General features: G+C 44.7%; 17 protein-coding genes. 4 read left to right on the top strand and 13 right to left on the bottom strand.

The window, feature by feature from the left end; translation table 11 throughout:
* Positions 1-43: 43 nt before the first annotated feature.
* The 6 genes from L3V37_RS11315 to yfbV form a co-directional block, all read right to left on the bottom strand.
* Complete coding sequence (locus tag L3V37_RS11315; RefSeq protein ID WP_005380815.1) at positions 44-1,504, bottom strand: sensor domain-containing diguanylate cyclase; 1,461 nt, start codon at positions 1,502-1,504, stop codon at positions 44-46.
* 174 nt (positions 1,505-1,678) lie between these two features.
* On the bottom strand, positions 1,679-3,505 hold the full coding sequence (malZ, locus tag L3V37_RS11310) for a maltodextrin glucosidase (protein WP_237306337.1): 1,827 nt from the start codon (positions 3,503-3,505) through the stop codon (positions 1,679-1,681).
* 141 nt (positions 3,506-3,646) lie between these two features.
* On the bottom strand, positions 3,647-4,441 hold the full coding sequence (locus L3V37_RS11305) for an ABC transporter ATP-binding protein (RefSeq protein ID WP_005387275.1): 795 nt from the start codon (positions 4,439-4,441) through the stop codon (positions 3,647-3,649).
* Positions 4,438-5,373, bottom strand: coding sequence for an ABC transporter permease (locus L3V37_RS11300; protein ID WP_237306336.1), 936 nt, complete (start codon positions 5,371-5,373; stop codon positions 4,438-4,440). Before L3V37_RS11300 ends, L3V37_RS11305 begins: the two co-directional genes overlap by 4 nt.
* A gap of 174 nt (positions 5,374-5,547) precedes the next feature.
* On the bottom strand, positions 5,548-6,513 hold the full coding sequence (locus tag L3V37_RS11295) for an ABC transporter substrate-binding protein (RefSeq protein WP_237306335.1): 966 nt from the start codon (positions 6,511-6,513) through the stop codon (positions 5,548-5,550).
* 330 nt (positions 6,514-6,843) lie between these two features.
* On the bottom strand, positions 6,844-7,296 hold the full coding sequence (yfbV, locus tag L3V37_RS11290; protein ID WP_237306334.1) for a terminus macrodomain insulation protein YfbV: 453 nt from the start codon (positions 7,294-7,296) through the stop codon (positions 6,844-6,846).
* A gap of 346 nt (positions 7,297-7,642) precedes the next feature.
* Here yfbV and L3V37_RS11285 point away from each other — a divergent pair, with 346 nt between their 5' ends.
* From L3V37_RS11285 to L3V37_RS11270, 4 genes are all read left to right on the top strand, one after another.
* The gene (locus L3V37_RS11285) at positions 7,643-8,839 is read left to right on the top strand and encodes an acetate kinase (protein WP_005380807.1); all 1,197 of its coding nucleotides are present in this window, start codon (positions 7,643-7,645) and stop codon (positions 8,837-8,839) included.
* Between the two features lie 136 nt (positions 8,840-8,975).
* Entirely contained in the window at positions 8,976-11,120 is a 2,145-nt protein-coding gene (gene pta / locus L3V37_RS11280; RefSeq protein ID WP_005380805.1) for a phosphate acetyltransferase, read from the top strand.
* A 256-nt stretch (positions 11,121-11,376) separates the two neighbouring features.
* Positions 11,377-12,554, top strand: a protein-coding gene (locus L3V37_RS11275; RefSeq protein WP_237306333.1) for an IS3 family transposase whose coding sequence is annotated in 2 segments (ribosomal slippage) — positions 11,377-11,635 and positions 11,635-12,554 — 1,179 coding nt in all. Because the reading frame shifts where the segments join, the coding sequence is not laid out codon by codon here.
* A 170-nt stretch (positions 12,555-12,724) separates the two neighbouring features.
* Positions 12,725-13,147, top strand: a complete 423-nt coding sequence (locus L3V37_RS11270; protein ID WP_130545882.1) for a hypothetical protein — start codon at positions 12,725-12,727, stop codon at positions 13,145-13,147.
* Positions 13,148-13,261: 114 nt separating this feature from the next.
* Here the strand turns inward: L3V37_RS11270 and L3V37_RS11265 are convergent, their stop codons facing one another.
* The 7 genes from L3V37_RS11265 to L3V37_RS11235 all read right to left on the bottom strand — a co-directional run.
* Positions 13,262-14,209, bottom strand: coding sequence for a glutathione S-transferase family protein (locus L3V37_RS11265; protein ID WP_042523110.1), 948 nt, complete (start codon positions 14,207-14,209; stop codon positions 13,262-13,264).
* Between the two features lie 167 nt (positions 14,210-14,376).
* Complete coding sequence (oppF, locus tag L3V37_RS11260; RefSeq protein WP_005387265.1) at positions 14,377-15,390, bottom strand: murein tripeptide/oligopeptide ABC transporter ATP binding protein OppF; 1,014 nt, start codon at positions 15,388-15,390, stop codon at positions 14,377-14,379.
* Positions 15,369-16,340, bottom strand: coding sequence for an ABC transporter ATP-binding protein (locus L3V37_RS11255; RefSeq protein ID WP_005380792.1), 972 nt, complete (start codon positions 16,338-16,340; stop codon positions 15,369-15,371). The genes oppF and L3V37_RS11255 overlap by 22 nt, the downstream gene beginning before the upstream one ends.
* A 27-nt stretch (positions 16,341-16,367) precedes the next feature.
* Positions 16,368-17,270 (bottom strand): oligopeptide ABC transporter permease OppC, encoded by a 903-nt coding sequence (gene oppC, locus L3V37_RS11250; RefSeq protein WP_017633861.1) that lies wholly within the window; start codon positions 17,268-17,270, stop codon positions 16,368-16,370.
* A 15-nt stretch (positions 17,271-17,285) separates the two neighbouring features.
* Positions 17,286-18,206 (bottom strand): oligopeptide ABC transporter permease OppB, encoded by a 921-nt coding sequence (oppB, locus tag L3V37_RS11245; RefSeq protein ID WP_005380786.1) that lies wholly within the window; start codon positions 18,204-18,206, stop codon positions 17,286-17,288.
* Positions 18,207-18,334: 128 nt separating this feature from the next.
* Positions 18,335-20,011 carry an ABC transporter substrate-binding protein gene (locus tag L3V37_RS11240; protein WP_017633862.1) on the bottom strand — a complete coding sequence of 559 codons (1,677 nt, stop codon included), beginning with the start codon at positions 20,009-20,011 and terminating at the stop codon, positions 18,335-18,337.
* A 503-nt stretch (positions 20,012-20,514) separates the two neighbouring features.
* On the bottom strand, positions 20,515-20,680 hold a 166-nt coding region (locus L3V37_RS11235), incomplete at its 5' end, for an integrase core domain-containing protein (protein ID WP_237306404.1).

Genomic DNA, 20,680 nt, shown 5'->3' with positions numbered 1-20,680 from the left:
CACAAAAAAGGACGAATATCTCGTCCTTTTTTGTACCTAAATCCTAGTAACAGATCTTATTTTTGCCGGTACTTTTGGCTTGATATAACTTTTCATCCGCCGCTTTAAACAATTCATCAAAGTTTTCTACTCGGCTCTCTTTACTAAACACCACACCGCCAGAGATCGTAAAGCCTTCTTTCGTTACGCGTGTCGAGCGCTCATCTATGGCTTTTTTTACTCTGTCTAAAATGAGTTTAATGCCTTCTGAATCTTCGTCATAAATCGCTAAAACGAATTCTTCGCCACCAAACCTTGAGGCAACATCGGTATGGCGAATATTTTCACGTATACATTTTGCAACAAGCTGAATTGCAGAATCACCGACATCATGACCATAGGTGTCGTTGATCTTCTTGAAGTTATCAATATCGAACACTGCCAAAGCAACCTGTTTTTTTGTCATCTTATTACGCCACACGGTTTGCATACCTCGACGATTCAATAAGCTGGTCATTGGGTCTCTTGCTGCCAGTTCTTTAAAGTAACGTCGCTCGCTATGCATATTCACATAGAACAAGACGACGGTACTCAGCACGTAAATAAATAGTGCGACAATAAGGCTGTATTTTTCAAAAACCGCTAGGTTCTTAGCTTCATCCCAAAGGTTGTACTCGTAGTACATGCTGTGATTCGCACTCAATCGCTCTAATTCGACTGGTTTGATTCGTGTACTGTTTGAAGGAATGGATTGTAAATTGGAAACCAAATGAAACTGACCAACAAGACCTAGCGACGAAGCCATGAGCGTATTGATGTCAAAATCAATAGACAAAACACCTTGATGTTCTCCTTTCTCATAGACGGGTACCGTCATACTAATGACTTGACCTTCCATCGAGTCCAACACAGGCCCTGGTCCAGCCAAGGTAATGTTCACTTTATCTTGCGCGGTTTTTTGCCAAAAAGGTCGGGCTTTTAGCGTTGACAAAAGCTCTCTTGTGAAATTTTTTGCGTAGGTATCGGGTGAGGAGATAACGTAACCGCGCTTGTCAATGTAATGGATTCCAACAATGTGCGATTCAATATCGTGCAGAAATGACAATGACGGCGCAAAACCCGCCTTTTGTTCAGCTAACTGGTTAATCGTTGAACCTTGCTGACATAAGCTTTCGTCCCCTACGATCATATAATCAAGGTCAACCGCAGGTAACCCTTCACTATAAACACTTTCGAGTAATAACACATCTATAGGCCAAAGATAACAAAGCCCTTCTTTGACTAAAGAATTATGTTCTTCAAACAGTGGGTTAGCGTAATTGGTATAGTTGGTGAAGCTGTAATCTAAAGCCGTGAGTACTTTAATACCGCGAGACATTGCACGCTCGATACGCGAATACTCAGAATCGATATAGCGGTTAACCGCATCATAGTAATTTTTCGTTGTCACGAGTAAAACCACTACAAATAACGCCAGAGGAAAAAAGATGACAAATGAGAGGCTAAATCGCCTTTGGTTTACCATTGAGTACCATGCATATGAAAGGTCAATAGTCTCTTATGACTGCTATTAAATTGATACTCGTTATCTGGTGACGCATGCAATGCAGCACCAGATAACAAGAGACCAAACAAATGTGTGCGCGCTGCTTGAGACCGTTTATATATTAAAGGAGTTTAATCAATATAGAGTGTGGTGTCACTTTAGTCGCCATAATTTGCAGCTCTGTGCCGACATATTGACAGAGATATGACCTTTATAATCAACCTGTTCTGTGTCATCTAACAACGATATAACTTGGCTAACCTCCAAGCCCAGTTGCCACATAGGTAAATCGATTGAACATTCATTACCACTGAGATTAATCATAACAACGACTGCTTCGCGACCCAGTACACGTGCGTACGCCAACTGGTTGTTAGTGCAATGAAGCCATTGAATACAGCCCGACTGTAAAGGCTTACATTGTTTACGTATCTTGATCCATTGTTGGTAAAGCGATAGCCATTGTGAACTTTCGATTTCATTCCAAGGAAAACAGCGACGATTATCCGGGTCTAGACCTCCTTCTAGACCGACTTCACTCCCGTAGTAAATACAAGGCGTGCCAACGTAAGTCATAAGCATTGCTAGCGCGATTTTCATTTTACGCTTATCACCATCAACCAATGTGATAAACCGAGCAGTATCGTGACTATCGAGTTGATTTAGCTGCGATAGCTGATTAGAAAATGGGATTTTTGCTCTGGCTTCGTCCAACCATGCTTTAAACTCCAAACCATCAATGTTGATTGGATCGTACATAATGTCTTGTCGTGCGATAAAAGCTCGGACTGGATGAGCAAAACCGTAGTAGTTCATCGCCCCATCCTCTTGATCACCTTGCAACCACTGCGTTGCTTCAAAAAAGTGCTCACCTAACACATAAGCATTCGGTTTTACTGACTTAGTCGCATTACGAAACGCTGCCACATAATGAGCATTGTTTTTCGCGCCGTCCCCTTCGCCAAGCATATGAATTACATCAAACCGCCAGCCATCAACCAAGTACGGTGGCTTCAGCCAGTACTTGATGACAGACTCTTCACTTTGGTAGATGTAGTCGCGCACCTGTTCATTTTCGAAGTTCAGAACCGGTAAGTTACCAATGCCTTTCCAACCAATGTAGTGATTGGTTTCGCCTTCGAAAAAGTAGTAATCACGGAACTTTGACTGCGGATTGCCATATGCTCCTTCTCCTTTTTGTTGGATATCAAACCAAGGATGATGCACTGACGTGTGGTTAAACACCGCGTCTAAGACAATCTTCATATTCTTACCACGGATTTTCTCACACAGTTCAGCAAACTGATCGTTGGTGCCGAACATAGGGTCAACAGTGAAGTAATCGGTGGTGTCGTATTTATGATTACTTGGTGAAGAAAAGATCGGATTAAAATAAAGCGCAGTAACGCCGAGCTGTTCAAGATAGTCCAACTTTTGCTCCACACCTTTGAGGTCGCCGCCAAAGAATTCACGCGCCCCGGTATTTTGGTGAGAGCCTACCGCGTCTCCCCACGGCTTGACGATCGATGCAGAATCATACTGAGCATAAGCGTGGCGAATATCGGACTCATTTTTACTAGCAGAAAAACGGTCAGGAAAGATTTGATAGAAAACTTGCTCTTGCACCCAGCTTGGTGGTTGATGGTTTACATTCAACTTAAAGTGGAACTCTTTGGGTGGAATACGCTTTTGTACGCCTCGTCCATCGAGCCAGTATTGTTGTCCGTCTTTGAGGAGCTTAAACACATAATGTGTGACATCTCGATCTTGATTTGGTCGAAACGATGCCTCCCATAGTAATAATTCACCAGCCGTTCCTACTTGAGCCATGCCGACCAGATATTCTTCATTGTCCGGCTCAATACGCACATAGACGGAATCAAAATCCAATGTCTCGGTTTTCAGTCTGACTGTAACTTGCTCGTCATTAAAAGCTAAACCATCAATAGTTTGACTATGAAAAATAAATGGCAGGTTCATTATGGGCACTCCTCGTCATCGGGTATGCCACTATGTTATTGAAGAATTAGAGACAAGAAATCCTCCTTGCGAGTTGACATATCAGCCAATTTTCTTAAGGAGGATCACACTTAGTAGGCGTAGTGACTTGTCGGATACCGCTTAGTTCAACAAAAGACTGTCATCTGCCAGCTCCTCACCACGCACTTTAGAGAACATATCCAGCAAGTCTGGTACTTGCATGTTAGCGCGCTGCTCTCCAGCCACATCAAGCACAATTTCACCTTGGTGAAGCATTACGGTCCTATCGCCACATGCTAATGCGTCTTTCATCGAATGCGTCACCATCATCACGGTTAAGTCGAACTCATCGACAATACGTTTAGTTAAGTCGATAACAAACGCCGCCATACGAGGATCAAGCGCAGCAGTGTGTTCATCAAGCAATAACAACTTACTCTCCGATAACGTCGCCATCACAAGGCTAACGGCTTGTCGTTGCCCACCAGACAGCAACCCAATGCTATCGCCCAAGCGGTCTTCTAAACCAAGACCGAGGATGCTAATTCTCTCTTGGAACAGCTTGCGACGTTTAGTAGAGAGCGCCAACCCCCAGCTGCGTTTTTTACCACGCATGTGCGCTAGAGCCATGTTCTCTTCTATCGTCAGTTCACCACAAGTCCCGGCCAATGGATCTTGAAACACTCGGGCACATTGCGTCGCACGTTGGGCTACCGTCTGCTTGGTGACGTCTTTGCCATCAATGATCACCTGACCACCTATCATCGGCGTCTCACCTGTCACCGCACCAAGCAACGTCGATTTTCCTGCGCCATTAGAACCAATCACGGTAAGAAATTGATGCTCTGGAACCTCTAAAGAGACGCCTTTCAATGCACGATTTTCCAAAATCGTCCCAGGGTTGAACGTGACCTGAATATTATTTAGTTCGATCATAATGCCTCCCCAGAACCATTTTTTGATGCCGCTTGTTTAGCATCAGTAACGCGTTGTTTCGCTCTCATGCTCTGTTTTAGCTTTGGAGCAATAAGCGCCACAGCCACCAATACTGCGGTAACAAGGTTGAGGTCTGAAGCTTGTAAACCAAACATGCCAGAACTCAAAGCGAAAGCCACTGCAAGGCGATAAAGTACCGAACCGATGATGACCGCAAACACCGCAACCCAAATCTTGCGCCCGGGAATAAGGGTCTGCCCCAAAATCACAGCTGCCAAACCAACGACAATCGTGCCCACGCCAGAGGTCACATCCGCAAAGCTGTTCGTTTGCGCAAACAACGCGCCTGCGAATCCCACAAACCCGTTGGATAAAGCCAAGCCAAAGTAGGTATAAAAGCCAGTGCTCGCCCCTTGCGCAGAAACCATACGCGCATTCACACCCGTGGCTCGTAAACCAAGACCAAAGTCGCTGTTCAGCAGGCGAATGACCAAGAAAGCGGACAGAAGAACTAAGACCCCAACAACCAGAGGGCGAATAAACATCGCATCGCCCAATGCTTCAAACGGAGTGAGAATAGTATCCTCTCCAAGCAACGCCATATTAGGTTTGCCCATAATACGAATATTAATTGAAAATGCAGCGATCATGGTAAGAATTGAAGCTAACAGGTGTAAAATACCACACCGAACAGCCAGAAAAGCGGTTACCCACCCCGTCATACTACCAGCTATCATCGCCATTATTGTCGCAAGCCAAGGATTAATACCTGCGACAATCGCCGTTGCAGCCACCGCCGCTCCCATTGGAAAGCTGCCATCCACACTCAAATCGGGGAAATCGAGAACACGGAACGTAAGATACACACCCAGAGCGACTAGGCCATAAATCAAGCCAATTTCGAGTGCACCAAAAAAAGCAAATGCAGACATAACTGCTCCTTTCTGCATGCTCAGGCTGGCTAATACCAACCTGAACTTAAGACTTCTAACGTATACTCCCCTTCTTCTCTAGCAGAATGCTCTACACGAGAAATCTGGAGAGTATCAGTTTTGGGGCAAGCCTCTATCAACCAACGTGACAGGCTTAACCCCAAAAAGCGTTACTTATTGCATGCTTGCCGCACGTTCAATCACAGAACTTGGCAGCTTGATACCGAGCTTAGATGCTGCGCTTTCATTAATTACAAGGTCAGAGCCCGTCGCGACTTTTACATCCAGCTTGCCTGGTTCTTGACCATCAAGAATCGCCGCCACGTAATCCGCGGTTTGTACACCAACCTGGTAGTAGTCAAAACCTAAGCCTGCAATTGCACCCTTTTCCACATACGACGTCGCGCCACCAAATACAGGTTTCTTCGCTTGATTCGCTGCCACAATCATCCCTTCAATCGCACTTGCAACTGTATTGTCTGTTGGGGCGTAAAGAATGTCTGATTTCGCTGCAATCGCTTGAGTCGCAGACTGAACATCAGCACTTTTTAGTGCGGTCGCTTCAACCACTTGTATGCCTTTTGCTTTTGCGCTTTCTTTTAGTAATTCAACTAAAGTCACGGCATTAGCTTCACCGGGATTAAATACAACCCCGATGCTTTTCACCTGAGGAAGAATTTCTTGGATGAGATCGACATGCTGAGCAACGGGTGAAAGATCAGACAGGCCAGTTACGTTTTTGCCTGGTTGTTCCATCGACTTAACCAATTTCGCACCAACCGGATCTGTTACCGCAGTAAAGACAACAGGAATAGAGCGAGTAGCCGACACCAAAGCTTGTGCCGAAGGTGTCGCGATGCCAACTAACACATCAGGATTTTCGCCGACGTACTGACGGGCAATTTGCACCGCAATCGCTGGATTACCCTGTGCGGTCTTATAATCAAATTCTAGATTTTTGCCTTCTTCGTAGCCTTTCGCTTTCAAACCATCAAGTAATCCTTGGCGCGTCGCGTCTAACGCCGGGTGTTCGACAATCTGTGAAACTGCGACAGTTGCAGTGGCGGCCAGTACATTGGTAGAAGAGAAAATAGCAGTAGCAGATAGAACGGCGGTGGCTAATAAACGTTTCGTTTTCATCATAACTCCTTGATGTGACTTCGTCCTTGTTTCACGAGCTTTCAATATGTGTATCGACTCGTGAATTCAAATGTTTGAAGGCGGTATTGTTGTGTTCGTATAACTGTGCACTTCTTGCGCATCTTGTTTTTATTATTACTACTAAGTCTTAGTAAAGAAAAGAAAGATTTAACACTAAAGCAACATTTGTGATCGGGGGGACTTCTTCATCCGGAAAGAATCTTTGGTAAACAAAGCTTCGCTCGCTTCATCAACGACCGTCAAAGTAGGTAATAGAGGCAGGATCAAAAATGGAGCGGCCAGTGCACACTCCATTTTAAACAATTTAAATTAGAACCAACGCTCTAATGACGATTTATCGAGCTGGCGAAACGCTCGGTTCAGTATTATCGCAAGCTCTTTGTAACGAGGGCAAGCTTTGACAGGCTCTAATGCAAAACCTGTTTCCAAAATTTTTTGATGCAACTCCCGATACCAAGAGGCCAAAGAAGGCGGCAATTTCGTGTTGGATCGAGCACCAAGCCACCAAATGCCTTGAAGTGGCAAGCTAATCGCAAACAAGGCGACAACAATGGATTGAGGTAACGCGTGGTAATTGTTGAATGCCATTTGAGTGAGTACGCTGATCGCAGCAACGGCCGGCATGACTTTAATGCCAAAGCGAGTCGCCTTAATGATACGCTGTTCCGGAAATATGGCGCTTAGCTCTTTACGAACCGGCCAGATCTCCATGTAATTCTGGCCATCTTTCAGGCTATGGATCAATCCGACTTTATTACTCATACCGCTCTCTCACTAAAAAATAGTTGAACATTTCAACTGAAGGTACAAAAAATTGATGAAAGTTAATATTCTTTCAAATTTTTTTTGTTATCATTGCTTATTATCGCTATCCTTTGCAGACCCTCAATCTCATTGTTGCTGTTATTTACAATTTAAGCAACTCCGAGATATCTATCTGCACGGATCGCATCATAGTGATGGAAGGGTTCATCACTATTTCTTTATATGGAATTAGAACAATTTTTGACCAGGATTAGTACGCAGCCTTCTGGGTATCGGCTATTCTTGTGATTAATTTTTCATTCTTTAACTGATTTTTTATCAGACGAATAACAGGTAGTCATACATGTCTAAGCTAGTTTTAGTTTTAAACTGCGGTAGTTCTTCTCTTAAATTTGCCGTTGTTGATGCCGAGAACGGCGACGAGCACTTGTCAGGTCTTGCTGAGTGTCTTCACCTTCCTGAAGCTCGCATCAAGTGGAAACTTGATGGCAAGCACGAAGCTCAACTAGGCAATGGTGCAGCTCACGAAGAAGCACTAGCGTTTATGGTAGAAACTATTCTTGCTTCTAAGCCAGAGCTTAAAGCTAACCTAGGCGCAATCGGTCACCGTATCGTTCACGGCGGCGAGCAGTTCACTCAATCTGCACTAATTACTGATGAAGTTCTAAAAGGTATTCAAGACGCTGCAACATTTGCACCTCTTCATAACCCTGCTCACATCATCGGTATCGAAGCGGCTAAGAAAAACTTCCCAGAGCTGAAAAACGTTGCTGTATTTGACACTGCGTTCCACCAAACTATGCCTGAAGAGTCTTACCTATACGCTCTTCCATACAACCTATACAAAGAACACGGTATCCGTCGTTACGGCATGCACGGTACTTCTCACTTGTTCATCACTCGTGAAGTTGCAGGCCTACTAAACAAACCAGTTGAAGAAGTAAACATCATCAACTGTCACCTAGGTAACGGCGCATCTGTATGTGCGATCAAGAACGGTCAATCTGTAGACACTTCTATGGGTCTTACTCCACTTGAAGGTCTGGTAATGGGTACTCGCTGTGGCGACATCGACCCTGCTATCGTCTTCCACCTACACGACGCTCTAGGTTACTCTGTTGATCAAATCAACACGATGCTAACTAAAGAGTCTGGTCTTCAAGGTCTAACTGAAGTGACTTCTGACTGTCGTTTCGTTGAAGACAACTACGGTCAAAAAGAAGAAGCAACACGCGCAATGGACGTGTTCTGCCACCGTCTAGCTAAATACGTTGCTGGCTACACGGCTTCAATGGAAGGCCGTCTAGACGCAATCACTTTCACTGGCGGTATCGGCGAGAACTCTGGCCCTATCCGTGAAATGGTTCTAAACCGTCTTGGCATCTTCGGTATCGAAGTAGATAGCGAAGCTAACCTTAAAGCTCGCTTCGGCGGCGAAGGCGTTATCACGACTGAAAACAGCCGTATCCCTGCAATGGTTATCTCTACTAACGAAGAGCTAGTCATCGCTGAAGACACTGCTCGCCTGACAGGTCTTTAATTGAATTCCTGGCTAGCCACTCGGCTAGCCAGATTTTCATTCAAACGAATTTCTTAGGGGCTCAACTCCTATTCTTCGAGCTTCATGGAATAAGAGTTGAGCTTTTATCCCCCAAATAGCTAAAGGTACTCTACGAATGTCTCGTACTATTATGCTTATCCCTACTAGCGCAGGCGTTGGCCTAACAAGCGTTAGCATGGGTGTTCTTCGCGCTATGGAGCGTAAAGGCGTTAAAGTTTCTTTCTACAAGCCAATCTGTCAGCCACGTTCAGGTGGTGATCAGCCAGATCTGACTTCAACTATCGTTGGTCGTAACAGCGATATGAAGATCGGTGAACCAATGGCGATGTCTGTTGCTGAAAGCCTAATCGGTAACGACAACATGGACGAGCTGCTAGAAACCGTTGTTGAACGTTACAACCAAATCAACAAAGACGCAGACGTTACGCTAATCGAAGGTCTTGTACCTACTCGTAAGCACCCATTTGCAAACCAAGTAAACGCGGAAATCGCGGCAACACTTGGTGCAGAAATCGTGCTAGTTGCGACTCCAGGTACTGATAACCCTGCGCAACTGAAAGAGCGTATCGAAGTAGCATGTTCTAACTTCGGCGGCACTAAAAACAAAAACATCTCTGGTGTTATCATCAACAAGCTAAACGCTCCTGTTGACGAAGCTGGCCGTACTCGCCCTGACCTATCTGAAATCTTTGACGATGCAGACAGCGCAAAACAAAACGAATTGAAAGTGATGGAAATTTTCAACACTTCTCCAATTCGTGTACTAGGTTGTGTGCCATGGAGCATTGATCTGATTGCGACTCGCGCAATCGACATGGCTAAGCACCTGAAAGCAGATATCATCAACGAAGGTGACATCAACACTCGTCGCATCAAGAGCATCACTTTCTGTGCACGTTCTCTGCCAAACATGATTGAGCACTTCAAACCGGGTTCTCTACTTGTTACTTCTGCAGACCGTCCTGATGTTATCGTTGCTGCTTCTCTTGCTGCAATGAACGGTGTGGATATTGGTGCAGTACTGCTAACTGGCGGTTACGATATCCCTAGCGAAATCGAAGGCCTATGTAAACCAGCATTCGACACTGGTCTACCTATCTTCAAAGCACAAGGTAACACTTGGCAAACGTCTCTAAACCTACAGAGCTTCAGCATCGAAGTACCTGCAGACGATAAAGAGCGTATCGAGTTCATCAACGAACACGTTGCTGGCCACATCGACGGTAACTGGATCGAGTCTATGACTGAAGGCACTCAGAAGTCTCGTCGTCTAAGCCCACCAGCGTTCCGTTACCAGCTAACTGAACTTGCTCGTAAAGCAGGTAAGCGTATCGTTCTTCCAGAAGGTGACGAACCACGCACAGTTAAAGCAGCGGCAATCTGTGCTGAACGCGGCATTGCAGACTGTGTACTTCTAGGTAACCCAGATGAAATCCGTCGCGTAGCGGCTCAACAAGGCGTTGAGCTAGGTACTGGTGTAACCATCATTGATGCAGATGCTGTTCGTGAAAACTACGTTGCTCGCCTAGTTGAGTTGCGCGGTGCGAAAGGCATGACTGAAGTTGTGGCTCGTGAGAAGCTACAAGATTCAGTATTCCTAGGCACAATGATGCTTGAGAACGACGAAGTTGACGGCCTAGTTTCTGGTGCTGTTCACACTACGGCGAACACTATCGTTCCTCCGTTCCAAATCATCAAGACGGCACCAAATGCGTCTATCGTATCTTCAGTATTCTTCATGCTTCTGCCTGATCAAGTACTGGTTTACGGTGACTGTGCAATCAACCCAGATCCAACTGCTGAACAGCTTGCTGAAATCGCTATCCAATCTGCTGACTCTGCAGCAGCATTCGGTATCGAACCACGCGTTGCAATGATCTCTTACTCTACAGGTGAATCTGGTAAGGGTGCAGACGTTGATAAAGTACGTGAAGCAACAAAACTGGCTCAAGAGAAACGTCCTGATCTTATCATTGACGGTCCTCTACAGTACGACGCTGCTATTATGGAAAACGTTGCTGCTTCTAAAGCACCAAACTCTCCAGTTGCAGGTAAAGCGACAGTATTTGTATTCCCAGACCTAAACACGGGTAACACAACTTACAAAGCGGTACAACGTTCAGCTGACCTAGTATCTATCGGTCCAATGCTGCAAGGTATGCGTAAGCCTGTAAACGACTTGTCTCGTGGCGCGCTAGTAGACGACATCGTGTACACCATCGCTCTAACAGCTATCCAAGCAGACCAAGAAGCTAAATAATCGCTTCTGACATCTAGTTGGATATAGATACAAAGCCCTCGATTCGTCGAGGGCTTTTTCTATTGCTGGCCAGAACACTTATTTGTTTTTTATACCAATTACTGCACAACCTATAATTACTGGTGCACAAAGCTTTTCTCCCTATCGCCCCCCCATACCTAATCGACATTGCTCGTGCTTGTTATGTAGTGGCATAGTGAATTTGGTCACTTAGTTAGAGGTGATATCATCACCTCATAAGTTAACAGGTGACACTATGAAAAAACGTACAAGACGACTATTTAGCGCAGAATTTAAGTTAGAAGCGGCGCAGTTAGTCCTAGACCAAAACTATTCAGTGACTGAAGCAGCCCAAGCAATGAATGTGGGCAAGTCCACAATGGATAAATGGGTTCGCCAGCTTAGAGAAGAACGCCAAGGGAAAACACCGAAAGCTTCACCTATGACCCCTGAGCAAATAGAAATTCGGGAATTAAAAAAGAAACTGGCTCGCCTTGAAGAACATAATGAAATACTAAAAAAAGCCACGGCTCTGTTGATGTCGGACTCACTGAACAATTCTTGATAATCAAGAAACTCAATCAGAGCTACAGCGTAAAAACATTATGCGAAGTCTTCAATGTTCATCGAAGTAGTTATAACTATTGGCTTAAACGCCCAACGGCAATCAATGCTGAAGCAGTAAAACTTCGTAGCTTGGTTAGCGAGGCTCACACCGCAAGCAATGGCTCAGCAGGAGCGAGAACCATAGCAGATATAGTCGCAAATCAGGGCGTAAAGCTGAGCCGATACCGAGCAACAAAGCTTATGAAAACTCTTGGTTTAGTGAGTTGCCAAGAACCAAAGCATCGTTACAGAAAGGCTTCACAAGAACATATTGAAATTCCGAATTACTTAGGTCGTCAGTTTGCTGTTACCGCTCCAAATGAAGTCTGGGCTAGCGATGTTACGTATATTTGGACAGGTAATCGGTGGATGTACTTAGCGGTTGTTATCGATCTTTTTGCCCGCAAAGTGATTGGTTGGTCGATGTCTTTATCACCTGACTCTAGGCTAACAGGCAAAGCTCTTTCGATGGCCTATGAGTCTCGTGGTAAGCCTAAAGGTGTTATGTTTCATAGCGATCAAGGCAGTCATTATACTAGCCGTAAATACCGTCAATTGCTGTGGCGTTTTCAAATAAAACAGAGTTTATCTCGCAGAGGAAATTGCTGGGATAATGCACCAATGGAGCGCTTCTTTAGAAGTCTGAAGACGGAATGGGTGCCAACGGTGGGTTATCGTAGCTTTGCTGAGGCTCAACAAGAGATTACTCGCTACATCATTGGATATTACTGCCAACTCAGGCCACATCAGTATAACGGTGGTCTAACTCCCAATGAGTCAGAGCGATTATATTGGGAAAACTCTAAAACCGTGGCCAATTTTAGTTGACCACTACATTATTACACCGATTGACCCACTCCCAAAAATGCATTGGCTCCAAAGCAGCACGGTCCCTGTTCAATTTATCGACATTATTTACGTTTTAGCTAAACTTTTTTGCTAGGAAATACGTAAAAACTACTGCAATGCACAAACTCATTGACTGCTAAGGAATATATATGAAGGATTTCATCAATACATCACTGATAAAGTTTGGTTTAGCTGCGTTTCTGATTAGTTTTTCTTCATTCAGCTTTTCCGCCCCGAGTATTAAAGGCGTCGATCAAGATATGTCCGGAGGAACGGTGACCGCTGAAATGGCTCATGCTGATGACAATGGGTGGATGGTTGTCCACCGAACAGACGAATCAATGAAGCCTGGTCCTGTTATCGGCTACGCTCCGTTAAAAATGGGAAAGAATGAAAACGTAAATGCAATTTTGATGGAACCAGTAGAATCAGGCGATATGCTGATGTTAATGGTCCACGGAGAGCAAGGTGGCATGAAGACTGGTGTGTTTGAGTATACGCTCGGCGCTAAAGAGGACGGTCCTGTAAAAGTGGACGGAAAGCTAGTGATGGACATCGTACGCGCTAAGTAAGGTGGCGATGAATGAAAAAGTAAACTTCCTACTCCAGGTATTTAGATGACACAAAAGTACTTAACGGCATTGCTAACCGTTAAGTACTTTTTCATTTGCGATGGAAGCAGCAAACTAGCCAATCCTTTCTCTTCCATGAGGAGTATTTAGGTCTAAATCAGGCCCTTTTGGTACAACTTGCGTCGGATTAATCCCAGTGTGGCTGAAGTAGTAGTGGCGTTTAATGTGATAGAAATCCGTCGTATCTTCGACGCCTTCAACTTGATACAACTCTTTTAAGTAGCCTTGTATATTTTCGTAGTCTGCGATGCGCTGCTTGTTACACTTGAAATGCCCCACATACACCGCATCAAAACGAATAAGAGTCGTAAACAAACGCCAATCCGCCTCAGTAATTGTGTTCCCTGCTAAGTAACGATGCGTCGCTAGGTGAGCATCAATTTTATCTAACGCATTAAACAAAGAATCAAACGCTTCTTCATACGCCTCTTGCGTAGTCGCGAAGCCACAACGATACACTCCGTTGTTGACATTCGGATAAACAAAATCGTTCCACTCATCAATAACGTGTTTTAGATGTTCTGGATAGTAGTCGTCGTGATTCCCTGTTAACGCATTGAACTCCGAGTTAAACATACGAATGATCTCTGACGACTCGTTCGACACAATAGTATTGGTCTTTTTATCCCAAAGTACAGGCACGGTTACGCGGCCCGTGTAATCGGGTTTGGCCTGCGTGTAAATTTGATACATGCGCGTGTGACCAAACAATGGCTCAGGAAGCCCCATTTGCCAACCTTGGCTGAGCATATCAGGGCAAACGACCGTGACATCAATATGTGGTTCTAAACCTTTCAGCTTGCGGAAAATGAGGGTTCGATGTGCCCAAGGACAAGCAAGAGAGACATACAAATGGTATCGACCGGACTCTGGTGTAAACTCCGCATCAGGATCGTTTTTAACCCAGTTACGGAATCCGGCATCTTCGCGCACAAATTTGCCACCATTTGATTTTGTGTCATACCAGACATCTTGCCAAACACCTTCAACCAACTTACCCATGATTGCTCTCCTCTCGTTCTGTTTGTGTCTATATTAGCGTTTCCTATCAAACAGAGAATCATCGAACTTAGGACATCATGTTCAAGAAATTCGAATGTATAAATCAGACACATAAAAAAAGCGCGACCCGATGAAGGTGTCGCGCTTAAGCCCGTCACAGGCTGAATTTATACACTAACGTGTAAACAAGATACCGCGTGAACGTCATTACCTAAAATGGTTGGCTTCGTCTTCGCACACTCTTCGGTTGCTTGTGGGCAACGAGTGCGGAATACACAACCCGACGGTGGGTTGATAGGTGAGGGAAGATCACCCTCTAGCATTTGGATTTTCTTATTGCGCTCAATATCCGGGTCCGGGATCGGAACCGCAGACATCAGCGCACGCGTATATGGGTGCTTAGGATCAGCAAACAGAGCCTCGGCCTCGCCAAGCTCAACGGCATTACCTAAATACATAACTAAAACGCGATCTGAAATGTGTTTAACGACAGACAAGTCATGCGCAATGAATACCAGAGAAAGCCCTAACTCTTTTTGAATCTCTTTAAGCAGGTTAACCACCTGAGCTTGAATAGATACATCAAGCGCCGATACAGGCTCATCACAAATGATCATCTTAGGCTTAAGGATAAGCGCACGCGCAATCCCGATACGCTGACACTGACCACCCGAGAACTCGTGTGGGTAACGGTTAATCACGTTAGGTAATAGGCCAACTTTCGCCATCATCTCTTTAACGCGATCTTTCACTTCCTGCTTAGACAGTTCTGGATAGAATGTCTCAAGAGGTTCAGCAATGATATCACCAACAGTCATACGCGGATTCAGCGATGCCAATGGGTCTTGGAAAATCATCTGAATTTCTTTACGCGTCTCACGGCGCTGAACGCTTTTCATTTTAGTAAGGTCTTGACCCAACCAAACTACTTGGCCGTCAGTAGCTTCAACCAGACCAATGATGGCACGAGCAAACGTCGATTTACCACAACCTGATTCACCTACTACACCAAGCGTTTCCCCTTCGTATAGTCGAACATTCACGCCATCTACCGCTTTCAGGCTCGAAGGCTTTGACCACGGCCATGCCGACTTTGAGGCAATGCTGAAGTGAACTTTCAGCTCAGAAATGTCCAGAATTAGTTTTTTGTCTACTGCGTTCATTTGTTCCAAGCCTCCCATTCAGAAAAACATGCACGCTGACGACCATCACCAAATGGTGTCAGAATTGGCGCCTCGCGCTTACAACGATCCATCACACGGTGACAGCGCTCTTGATAAGGGCAGCCCGGCGGTAGACGAAGCAAGTTTGGTGGATTACCAGGAATGGTCGGCAGAATTTCCCCCTCAGTATCGAGGCGAGGAATCGCCTTCAGCAGACCCTCCGCATAAGGATGGCTTGGATTATAGAAAATTTCGTTTACGTTACCGTACTCCATAGTACGGCCTGCATACATCACCAGCACCTTGTCACACGAACCTGCAACCACACCAAGGTCGTGAGTGATCATGATGATCGCTGTGTTGAACTCAGATTTCAGCTCATTCAACAAGTCCATGATCTGTGCTTGTACCGTCACATCAAGTGCTGTTGTTGGCTCATCGGCTATAAGCAGTTTAGGACGACATAACAACGCCATCGCGATCATTACACGCTGACGCATACCGCCTGAAAACTCATGCGGGTACATCGTGATACGCTTACGCGCTTCAGGGATTTTTACCGCTTCCAGCATGCGTACTGATTCTTCAAATGCTTCCGCTTTGCCCATGCCTTTGTGCAGCATAAGCACTTCCATCAACTGATCACTCACTTTCATGTAAGGGTTCAGTGATGTCATTGGGTCTTGGAAGATCATTGCGATCTGTTCCGCACGCACTTTGTTCAGTTCTTTTTCTGGTAAGTTTAGGATTTCTTTGCCTTCAAACTTTGCGCTACCAGAAATAATACCATTCTTAGCCAAAAGGCCCATGATTGCGAATACGGTTTGAGATTTACCTGATCCCGACTCTCCAACGATACCTAAGGTTTCGCCTTGGTTGAGAGAGAAGTTCAAATCGTTTACTGCGGTTACGATACCATCTTGCGTGGTGAATTCGACGCGCAGATCTTTGACATCTAATAAGCTCATCATTGCTTCCTTAATCTTATCTTTTAATTATCTGTCTTTTGGATCCAGCGCATCGCGCAGGCCGTCACCAACGTAGTTGAAGCAGAATAGCGTCACAACCATGAACACTGCTGGGAATGCCAGCTGCCAGATTGCTACTTCCATTGTCTGTGCACCTTCTTGTAGAAGAGCGCCCCAACTTGTCATTGGTTCCTGAACACCAAGACCAAGGAATGATAGGAATGATTCCGTTAGAATCATACTTGGGATAAGCAGCGTAGAGTATACCGCTACAATACCCAGTACGTTCGGTACGATATGACGAGTAATGATTTTCCAGTTGCTTACACCACACACATGTGCCGCTTCGATAAACTCCTTGCTACGTAGACTAAGAGTCTGACCACGTACGATACGCGCCATATCTAGCCATGCGATAGCACCAATCGCAACGAAGATCAGCATGATGTTACGACCGAAGAATGTTACCAGTACAATCACCAGGAACATAAACGGTACCGCGTATAAAATTTCTAGAATACGCATCATTACGCGGTCAACTTTACCGCCGATGAAACCAGATGCTGCGCCGTAGAGCGTACCAATCAGTACCGCTACAAATGCACCCATAACACCTACCATCAACGAAATACGACCTCCAATTAGCGTACGCACGTATAAATCACGGCCTAAGCTGTCAGTACCAAACCAATGGTCAGCATTCGGTGCAACGTGCATCGCGTACCAGTCAGTATCATCAAATGTGTACGGTGCGATCATTGGCAGGATAATAACCGCCAACGTCATTAGAACAAGAAGGAATAAGCTCACCATCGCCGCTTTGTTGCGCATGAAACGGATACGAGCATCTTGCCAAAGACTGCGACCTTCAATCTCCAAGTTTTCGGAGAATTTCTCAATCGCTTCTAGGTTTTCTTTTTTCGTTAACATAACCAAACGTCCCTGTTAGTAGCGAATTTTCGGGTCAATCATTGCAAGTAAAATATCTACAATCGCGTTGAATAGAATGAATAGGAAACCAATCAGAATGGTTACCCCCATTACTAGCGAGTAGTCACGGTTAAACGCAGCGTTAACGAATAGTTTACCAATACCAGGCAGACCAAAAATGGTTTCGATAACAACGGAACCGGTGATGATACCTACGAAAGCTGGACCCATGTAAGAAACAACAGGGAGAAGTGCCGGCTTAAGAGCGTGTTTGATAATGATATAACGGTAACTTAGACCTTTAGCACGTGCCGTACGAATAAAGTTACTGTTTAGGGTTTCGATCATCGAACCACGCGTGATACGAGCAAAGGTAGCAACATACAGTAACGACATACCAATAACAGGAAGCACTAAATACTGCCAGCTACCATCTTGCCAACCGCCCGCAGGGAAGATATTCCAGTGAAGCGAGAATATGTAGATAAGCGCAGGCGCTAATACAAAGGATGGCATTACGACACCAAGCATCGCAGTTGACATAATGGTGTAATCAATCCAAGTATTTTGCTTGAGCGCAGCAATGGTACCGACGGTAACCCCCATTATCAAAGTAAAGATAAAGGCGATGAAGCCCACTTTAGCCGAAACAGGTAAGGCAACCGCGATCAGCTCGTTTACTGAGTAATCAAGGTATTTAAATGACGGTCCGAAATCACCTTGGATAACATTGGTCAAATACGTGGTGTATTGTTCAAATACAGGTTTATCCAAGCCATATTTAGCTTCGATATTTGCCATTACTTCGGGTGGCAATGGACGCTCTGTCGAGAAAGGGTTTCCCGGTGCAAAGCGCATAAGAAAGAAAGATACGGTGATCAAAACCAACATTGTTGGGATCGCCTCAAATATCCTTTTTGCGATGAATTTAAGCATAAACTCACTCTTTCAGTCTGTGACAGTTAAATTAAAGAAGTCGTCCAATTCTTTTGGACTAAAGATAGGCGCTACATGCAATTTCTCACATGTAGGGCCTCATTTTTATAGTTCTATCGAGTTACGAATTACTCTGTGATGTAGAGATCTTTAGAGTAAATCTTGTCTTCCGCGTTATTTACTGGGAAGCCACCAACTTTCGGTGATAGTAGACGTGATTTCACGTACTGGTAGATAGGTGCGATTGGCATATCTTTTGCCATCAACTTCTCTGCTTCTAGGTAAAGTGCTTGGCGCTCTTCGTCAGAAGTTGAAGCAAATGCTTTGTTCATGATCGCATCGTACTCTTTGCTGTCGTAGTGAATACCACCAGTAGTGTTATTACTCATCATCAGCGTTAGGAAAGATGAAGCTTCGTTGTAGTCGCCACACCAACCTGCACGAGCAACCTCAAAGTTGCCAGAATCTTTGGTAGATAGGTAAGTTTTCCACTCTTGGTTTTCTAGCGTAACGTCTAGACCAAGCGTCTTCTTCCACATTGAACCCAGTGCAACCGCAAGTTTCTTGTGGTTCTCTGATGTATTGTATAGAAGGTTAAATTCAAGAGGGTTGTCTGCGCCGTAACCCGCTTCTTCCAATAGACGCGCAGCTTCTGCGTTACGCTCTTCTTGCGTCATTTTGCCGTATGCAGGGATTTCTGGGTTGAAACCTGCCGTAATTTCAGGTGTTAGGAAGTAAGCTGGCTTTTGACCTTGACCTAAAATCGCATCAGTCACAATGTTACGGTCAATCGCATAAGAAATCGCTTTACGCACGCGAACATCATCAAACGGCTTTTTCTTCGTATTGAAGATGTAGTAGTAAGTACATAAGTTACCGGTTACAGACACTTCTTGTGGGTGCTCTTTCTTCAGACGCTTGAAGTGCTCTGTAGGCAGCTCGTTCGTGAAGTCGATTTCACCCGCTAGGAAGCGGTTCATTTCCGCTACTTGGTTCTCGATTGGTAGGAAAGTAACTTGGTCAAGCGTCGTGTTTTCGTTGTCCCAGTACTGTTCGTTACGTTTTAGAACCAAACGCTCGTTTACAACCCAGTTGTCAACAACATAAGCACCGTTACCTACAAAGTTCTCTGGCTTCGTCCATTGATCGCCGAACTTTTCAACAGTTGCTTGATGAACAGGTTTCACTGTCGTGTGGCCCATCATCATTACAAAATATGGTACTGCAGTATCTAACTCAACCACTAACGTGTGATCGTCAACCGCTTTAACACCTAACTCGCTCTTATCTTTTTTACCCGCAACAATGTCTTTTGCGTTCTTCATCTTGGTGTATTCCATGTACCAAGCATATGGAGAGGCGGTTGCTGGATCGACTGCACGTTGGAAGCTGTAAACGAAATCACCTGCAGTGACAGGATCACCGTTTGACCATTTTGCGTCTTCACGTAAGTGGAAAGTGTATGTTTTGTTGTCTTCAGTTTCCCAAGATTCTGCAACACCAGGGATAGTGTTACCGTCCGCATCTTGGTTTACAAGGCCTTCAAGAAGATCGCGAATCACGTGGGATTCTGGAACACCTTGAGATTTATGAGGGTCTATTGTCGCAACTTCTGTACCGTTACCACGCACCAATTCTTGAACAGCAGCAAGTTTTGGCTCTTTAGAATCAGATTTAGCTTCAGGGGCTGGAGCCGGAGCAGGCTCAGCAGCTTGTTTCTCCGCAGGCTTTTCACCACAACCAGCTAGAGCGAGAGAAAGACCAGCACCAATAAATAAAGCGCGCGTGATTTTATTCTTATACATGCGTAAAACTCCAAATTTTTTCGTTAGCATCCATGACTTCTTTGTAAGGGCCTGGAACGGTCAGAGTTTTAGATTTTTTTAGTGCACTTTCTGAGCACAAAAGTCTAAAACCTTACAAAGACTGCGGCACACATTAGCAATCATTGAAGTAATTTGCCATAAAAATGTAGCAAAAAAACCAATAATGCTGACTAAACCACACATATCTAGCAGTAAACTCTAACCCCAAAGTATTCACCAGCCAAATAAAGACCAGAAACGACATTTAACAGGCGAAACTTTCGATTAATCTGAGTTTAAACCATTTACTAGCATCTTATGCTAGATATTTACACATCATTTAACATTTATGACAAATCAAGTCTAACAAATAATTGTTTATATATTGGGCAAAAAACTTTTATTGTGAAGAATATCACCAGACAAAAGATAGGAAATATTGAAACAAAGTGAGCAATACAATGAAGATATGACCCGTCCTGATATGGGTTGACACTTTTTAACTAAAACGCTCGATGTACTTCATCGGGCGTTTTGTATTTTAAAGCCGTATGAGGCCTCATTTGATTATAGATATCTACGGACTCTGCTACCATCGTCCTTGCTTCTTTCAGATCTTTCGGTTTCTTCAGCAAGAGCTCCATTTTGAGTATCCCATTTACACGCTCA

It is taken from the genome of Vibrio sp. D54 (assembly GCF_021728075.1).
Lineage (GTDB): Bacteria > Pseudomonadota > Gammaproteobacteria > Enterobacterales > Vibrionaceae > Vibrio > Vibrio alginolyticus.
Note: the sequence above shows the minus strand (reverse complement) of the source record. Positions and strands in the feature narration are given on the sequence as shown.

Excerpts from the sequence above, each read along its gene's own strand:
- L3V37_RS11315 (WP_005380815.1), bottom strand. The coding sequence starts at position 1,504 with ATGGTAAACCAAAGGCGATTTAGCCTCTCATTTGTCATCTTTTTTCCT.
- malZ (WP_237306337.1), bottom strand. The coding sequence starts at position 3,505 with ATGAACCTGCCATTTATTTTTCATAGTCAAACTATTGATGGTTTAGCT.
- L3V37_RS11305 (WP_005387275.1), bottom strand. The coding sequence starts at position 4,441 with ATGATCGAACTAAATAATATTCAGGTCACGTTCAACCCTGGGACGATT.
- L3V37_RS11300 (WP_237306336.1), bottom strand. The coding sequence starts at position 5,373 with ATGTCTGCATTTGCTTTTTTTGGTGCACTCGAAATTGGCTTGATTTAT.
- L3V37_RS11295 (WP_237306335.1), bottom strand. The coding sequence starts at position 6,513 with ATGAAAACGAAACGTTTATTAGCCACCGCCGTTCTATCTGCTACTGCT.
- yfbV (WP_237306334.1), bottom strand. The coding sequence starts at position 7,296 with ATGAGTAATAAAGTCGGATTGATCCATAGCCTGAAAGATGGCCAGAAT.
- L3V37_RS11285 (WP_005380807.1), top strand. The coding sequence starts at position 7,643 with ATGTCTAAGCTAGTTTTAGTTTTAAACTGCGGTAGTTCTTCTCTTAAA.
- pta (WP_005380805.1), top strand. The coding sequence starts at position 8,976 with ATGTCTCGTACTATTATGCTTATCCCTACTAGCGCAGGCGTTGGCCTA.
- L3V37_RS11270 (WP_130545882.1), top strand. The coding sequence starts at position 12,725 with ATGAAGGATTTCATCAATACATCACTGATAAAGTTTGGTTTAGCTGCG.
- L3V37_RS11265 (WP_042523110.1), bottom strand. The coding sequence starts at position 14,209 with ATGGGTAAGTTGGTTGAAGGTGTTTGGCAAGATGTCTGGTATGACACA.
- oppF (WP_005387265.1), bottom strand. The coding sequence starts at position 15,390 with ATGGGAGGCTTGGAACAAATGAACGCAGTAGACAAAAAACTAATTCTG.
- L3V37_RS11255 (WP_005380792.1), bottom strand. The coding sequence starts at position 16,340 with ATGAGCTTATTAGATGTCAAAGATCTGCGCGTCGAATTCACCACGCAA.
- oppC (WP_017633861.1), bottom strand. The coding sequence starts at position 17,270 with ATGTTAACGAAAAAAGAAAACCTAGAAGCGATTGAGAAATTCTCCGAA.
- oppB (WP_005380786.1), bottom strand. The coding sequence starts at position 18,206 with ATGCTTAAATTCATCGCAAAAAGGATATTTGAGGCGATCCCAACAATG.
- L3V37_RS11240 (WP_017633862.1), bottom strand. The coding sequence starts at position 20,011 with ATGTATAAGAATAAAATCACGCGCGCTTTATTTATTGGTGCTGGTCTT.